At 62.7% G+C, this 4,741-nt stretch carries 6 protein-coding genes; 4 read left to right on the forward strand and 2 right to left on the reverse strand.

Features of this window, described 5'->3' with window-relative positions:
- From EOA60_RS39100 to EOA60_RS19370, 3 genes are all read left to right on the forward strand, one after another.
- Positions 1 to 479 (forward strand): PepSY domain-containing protein (locus EOA60_RS39100; protein ID WP_245502585.1); only part of this gene is annotated, 479 nt, incomplete at its 5' end.
- A gap of 113 nt (positions 480 to 592) precedes the next feature.
- A complete protein-coding gene (locus tag EOA60_RS39900; protein WP_348627457.1) occupies positions 593 to 727 on the forward strand; it encodes a hypothetical protein in 135 nt (44 codons plus the stop codon).
- Positions 727 to 1,059 carry a hypothetical protein gene (locus EOA60_RS19370; RefSeq protein WP_128293468.1) on the forward strand — a complete coding sequence of 111 codons (333 nt, stop codon included), beginning with the start codon at positions 727 to 729 and terminating at the stop codon, positions 1,057 to 1,059. The genes EOA60_RS39900 and EOA60_RS19370 overlap by 1 nt, the downstream gene beginning before the upstream one ends.
- Here the strand turns inward: EOA60_RS19370 and EOA60_RS19375 are convergent.
- Positions 1,051 to 2,925, reverse strand: a complete 1,875-nt coding sequence (locus tag EOA60_RS19375) for a murein L,D-transpeptidase (RefSeq protein WP_095825401.1) — start codon at positions 2,923 to 2,925, stop codon at positions 1,051 to 1,053. The genes EOA60_RS19370 and EOA60_RS19375 overlap by 9 nt on opposite strands.
- Positions 2,926 to 3,269: 344 nt before the next feature.
- Between EOA60_RS19375 and EOA60_RS19380 the strand changes: the two genes are divergently transcribed.
- Positions 3,270 to 3,671 carry a rhodanese-like domain-containing protein gene (locus tag EOA60_RS19380; RefSeq protein WP_066989852.1) on the forward strand — a complete coding sequence of 134 codons (402 nt, stop codon included), beginning with the start codon at positions 3,270 to 3,272 and terminating at the stop codon, positions 3,669 to 3,671.
- A 53-nt stretch (positions 3,672 to 3,724) separates the two neighbouring features.
- Here the strand turns inward: EOA60_RS19380 and EOA60_RS19385 are convergent, their stop codons facing one another.
- Positions 3,725 to 4,633 (reverse strand): alpha/beta hydrolase, encoded by a 909-nt coding sequence (locus EOA60_RS19385; RefSeq protein WP_095825400.1) that lies wholly within the window; start codon positions 4,631 to 4,633, stop codon positions 3,725 to 3,727.
- Positions 4,634 to 4,741: the final 108 nt, after the last annotated feature.

Here is a 4,741-nt window from a genome sequence, read left to right on the forward strand (position 1 = left end):
AGCCATGGTTAGTCGTTCGTTACCTGAAGTCCGATGTTGCAGAAGCCTCCTTACTTGTTGGATTCACGCCGTTTTACTTATTTAAGCTTTCGCGAATAGAAGTCGCGCCGGCCGTGACGGACCAACTGTGGAGCAAGGCGTTGCGGCCCGTTGGCGGAACCAACGGGCCCGGATTCGAGTTGTCAGCGCGTTCATGCCACCACGAGAGATTGAGGGCAGTCATGCGCGGTGTTCTTTTGGCAAGCGGTATCGCGTTTTTCCTTGTCGGCGGGTCGGCTTTCGCGGCCGAAGCGCAAGCGCTGCCGCCGCAAAATGCCAAGAAGCTCTCGGAAATCCTGACCAAGGTCGAGAAGCGGAGCGACTTCCAATATATCAAGGAGGTCGGCTGGAGCAGCGACGGCTATACCGTTACCTATTACACGACCGACAAGGCCAAGGTCGAAATCACCTACGATCCGGTCACCGGCGAACCGAAGTAACGCCTGATACGGCCCCCCGCAGCTGGGCCGGCGCCTCCCTATCCGAGACTTGCGTCGATCCACGTTTGATGGCTGACTGCGCGCCATGATTGCGGGCACGGGGGTGCATGGGAATGGTTGGCTACGTTCTAAAGCGCATCCTGATGGTGCTCGCCGGCTATCTGATCGCGGTGCTCGTCGGATTGGTCGCGTTGGTCGCGATCTATGCAGCGCTGAGCTCGCTGCCGCCCCAAGCTATTTCGAGCTGATGCAGTTCACACCCGTCGCCGTGATGGTCGTGCCGCCGCTTGGCATGTTCGTCTATTTCCTGACGATCGTGGCGACCGGCATGCAGACTCTGATCTTTGCGCTTATTGCCGAGGTCTTCTCGTTGCGGAGCTTCTGGCTGCATATGCTGTTCGGCGGCGTGGTTGCGGCCGCCGGTTTCATGCTGCTCTCGCCGGGCGCGCCGCACGATCCGGAACGCTGGGCCGACCTTGGCATCATCGTCGCGGCCGGGCTGGTGGCCGGTTTCGTTTATTGGCTCATTGCCGGACGTGATGCCGGTTTCAGGCGGCCGCTCATCGAGCGCTTAGGTTGACGGTGCGCGCACCGCTTCGGTCGCATCCAGCGCCTGCATCAGCTTCGAATCGCGATCGTAGACGTCGTCGAAATATTCGACCTTGCCGGACATGTCCGGCCAAGCGGTGAAATAGGCGACATAGACCGGGATGACGCGCGTGACATTCTCGGTCGAATGACCATGCTTCAGCTTCTCGGCGATGTCGTCGACCGACGTGCCGAGCACAGCGGCCGCCATGCCGCGCGGATCCTGCAGGCGTATGCAGCCATGGCTCAGCGCGCGCATGTCGCGCCCGAAGAACGACTTCTGCGGCGTGTCGTGCATGTAGATGGCGTGCTTGTTGGGGAAGAGGATCTTCAACTCGCCAAGCGCATTGGCCTCGCTCGGCTGCTGGCGCACGCTGAACGGGATTTTGGCACCGTAGGCGCCCCAGTCCACCGCCGCAGAGGGAACTCGCCTGCCGCTGGAATCCGTCACCTCATAGCCGGCGCGGTCCAGATAGCCCGGATCGCTGCGCAGCCTCGGCAGCATCTCGTTGACGATGATCGACTGCGGCACGCCCCAATAGGGGTGGAAGTCGACCTGCTTGATCTGGTTGTAGAAAAATGCGGTCTGGTTGGTGACCTTGCCGATGACCACGCGGGTCTTCAGCTTCTCCTCGCCGTTGTCGATGTAGCTTGCGGTGAAGGCCGGCTGGTTGATGAAGACGCGCGGGCTGCCAAGATCGGAGGGGAGCCAGCGCAGCTCTTCAAGCGCCGCCATGACCTTCTCGACCTTGTCGGCCTTGGACGTTCCGGCGAGCGAGGCGACGGTACGCGGGCCGATGACGCCGTCGCCCTTCATGCCGGCCCGCTTCTGCACCGCCTTGATCACTGGCACCAGTTCAGGATCGTAAACCTCGCTCTTGCCGAGCCGGGCGAGGGTCTCGCCAAAGTCACCGCCCATCTCGTCATCGAGGTTGCGCGCGATCAAAGTCAAAAGCTTGGGCAGTTCCGGGCTGCTTTCACCGGGCTTCAGGAGCAGCTTCGGATCGACGACGATCTCGTTCTCCTCGCTTGCCTGGAGCGACTCCAACTCGACGCGCAGCGCCTGATATTCAGGGTTCTGCGGGTGCCGCGATTCGAGATAGGTGCGCACCTCTCGCGTGTGCGCCAGCGTCTTCAGCACGCCTTCGAGATCGAGCGGCTTGCCCGGAAAATCGTAATAGCCGGTCATGCGGTTCGGATCGACTCGGCCGCTCTGGGCGTCATGGGCGTAGCGCAGCACGCGCGCCGATAGCGCCATCTCGAAGCGAACCAGTTCCTTGGTCCGCGCTTCGGGCAAGGCGGCATTCGTGGCCGCCGCAGGAACATCGACGGAATAATCGGCAGGCGTCAGGCCATAGCTCGCCGCTCCGCCAAGCACCCGCACGGCATCCTGCGCCCTGCTGTTGGGTGCATCCCCTGTCACCCAGATGAAATCCGGATTGGCCGAATAGTAGGCGATGAGCGCCTTGGCGGTATCGGGCTCGGCAAAGAGTTCATAATCGCTCAGGCCCGCCAGCGCGTCGCGGAACGCGCTTCCGGTTACGGAGGGCACAAAGGCAGCATCTTGCGCGGTCGCGGGCGGCGGAGCGGGCAGCAGCGACTTGAAGTCGACGCGCACAAGCTTGTCGGCCCTGTAGGTATTGTAGGTCGGGCTGCTGATCCTGACGCTACCGCCTGTGCCAGGCTGCACCTTGCGCGGCTTCGGCGGCGGCGGAAATTCTCCTTGGGAATTGTGCCGGATGCCGCCGCCGAACAGCATGTCGAACAGCCCCTGCGCGCTCGCCGGCTGCTGGCCGAAGGCAAGCGCCGTCGCGATCGCGATCGGCATGACGGCCATTTTGTTCCCGAGGATTTTCATGCTTCACCCGCACCGGTTGAAACCGGTTTCCCGTTCCGCGCCGCTAGACGGTCCCGCCCTCCGCATGGCGGATGTAATGCGCGACTGTACCGATTCATACTGATTCCGTTAAGCTTCCATAAATTTTCGCGACCGTGTTGCAGAACAGTTTCACATCCGTGTGAGACACAATGCGGCAGGGCGGCTCCCGGTTTCAGACGCCTCGGTAACAATCAGGCGTTGGCGCTGTGCGGCCTTGGCGACCATGGCCGACCTTCCCTCCTGACAAACATCGGCCCGTGACAAACAGCAGTCTTTATGATCGAAATTCCGGCGGGCGCGAGCCATGGCCTGGAGGATGCGCAGTGAAGAAGGGATATCGCGAACTTCTCGACGAGGCGAATGCCGAGATCGAGGTGGTTTCGCCTGAGGAAGCTGCCGGGCTGCTGGAGGATGACGGCACCATCTTCGTCGACCTACGTGACCCCCGCGAGGTCGAGCGCGACGGCAAGATTCCCGGCGCCAAGCATGTGACGCGCGGTATGCTCGAATTCTGGATCGACCCCGAAAGCCCTTACCACAAGCCGTTCTTCGCCTCCGGCAAGACCTTCGTCTTCTTCTGCGCCGGCGGCTGGCGGTCGGCGCTGGCGACCAAGACGGCGCAGGACATGGGTCTCGCCCCGGTCAAACACATCCTTGGCGGCTACACAGCCTGGAAGGCTGCCGGCCTGCCGGTCGAGCCAGGGCAGAAGAAGAAGGCCGACTGAGCCATTCGCAACTACGGACGGAAGACGCCAGCAGGCGTCTCCCGCAGTCATTTTCAATGCAGCGCCGGTTGCCGTTCCTCGGCGACGAAGCCCACGGCGCGCGCGACGACATCCTTGTCGGCAAGGATGCGGCGGTGGCCAAGCCCTTCGGCCCAATGCAAGCTCACATGATCGCCGGCTCCCGCATATCGTTTTGCGTGATCGGCATGGACTTCGCGGTCGTCCGGCGCATGAATGATCAGCGTCGGCACCGGAGTCTCGGCGAGCTGGCGGTCGCCCGTGAAATCGCTGAGCGGCCGTCCCGACAAATGCTTCACCCGATCCGCCATGGCGACCCGAGAGCGCGGCCCGACATTGAGCCGGTGGCTGAAATCGTCGAAGATCGCCGGCAGCGAGCTCGGCGCCGCGATTAGAACCAGTTTCTCGGCCGCAAGCGGCGGCATGCCTTTCACCGAAGCGGCAACCGCATTGGCGGCGACGGCGCCGCCGAAGGAATGGCCGACGGCAGCGGCAAACGGGCCGAACCATTCGCCTGCGACTCGCACGGCGTCGACCGCGGTCACCATGTTGAGATGTCGGCCGAGCGAATGGCCGTGGCCCGGCAGGTCAAGCGAGACCACCTTGTAGCCGGCGTCGCGAAACCCATCGATCAGAGTTCGCATATATTCGGTGCGCGAGCGCCAGCCATGGATGACAAGCACGGTACCGCGGGAGCCCCTGCCCGGCCCCGGCCGGAACTCATGCACCGCAACGCAATCCGCCTTCGTCTTCAGCCGGTGATGGCGCGCCTCGGCCATGAAGCCTGCAGCGCGCTCGACCGCGCGGCGCTCGCCATCGCTCAAGGCCTTGACGTTTGCCGTGCGGCAGAACAATTCGAACGCGGCGCGGCCACTGAGACGCGGCGCGACATGCTCGGCCGCGCCGAAGACGCCTCGGATGACCTTCAATCCAAATGATGCCATAGTGTCGGTCCAACCATTCGTTCAAGCATGAACATAATAGTTCAAACATGAACATTAAGCAAGAGCTGCCCTGGGACAATCCGCGCTTCCGCAACTGGGTTGCGGAAG

The sequence above is a fragment of the Mesorhizobium sp. M1A.F.Ca.IN.020.06.1.1 genome (assembly GCF_004023265.1).
In the GTDB taxonomy this organism is placed as follows: domain Bacteria; phylum Pseudomonadota; class Alphaproteobacteria; order Rhizobiales; family Rhizobiaceae; genus Mesorhizobium.

Bases quoted from the DNA above. Each gene is read 5' to 3' on its own strand.
- EOA60_RS39900 (WP_348627457.1), top strand. From the start codon at position 593: ATGGTTGGCTACGTTCTAAAGCGCATCCTGATGGTGCTCGCCGGCTAT.
- EOA60_RS19370 (WP_128293468.1), top strand. From the start codon at position 727: ATGCAGTTCACACCCGTCGCCGTGATGGTCGTGCCGCCGCTTGGCATG.
- EOA60_RS19375 (WP_095825401.1), bottom strand. From the start codon at position 2,925: ATGAAAATCCTCGGGAACAAAATGGCCGTCATGCCGATCGCGATCGCG.
- EOA60_RS19385 (WP_095825400.1), bottom strand. From the start codon at position 4,633: ATGGCATCATTTGGATTGAAGGTCATCCGAGGCGTCTTCGGCGCGGCC.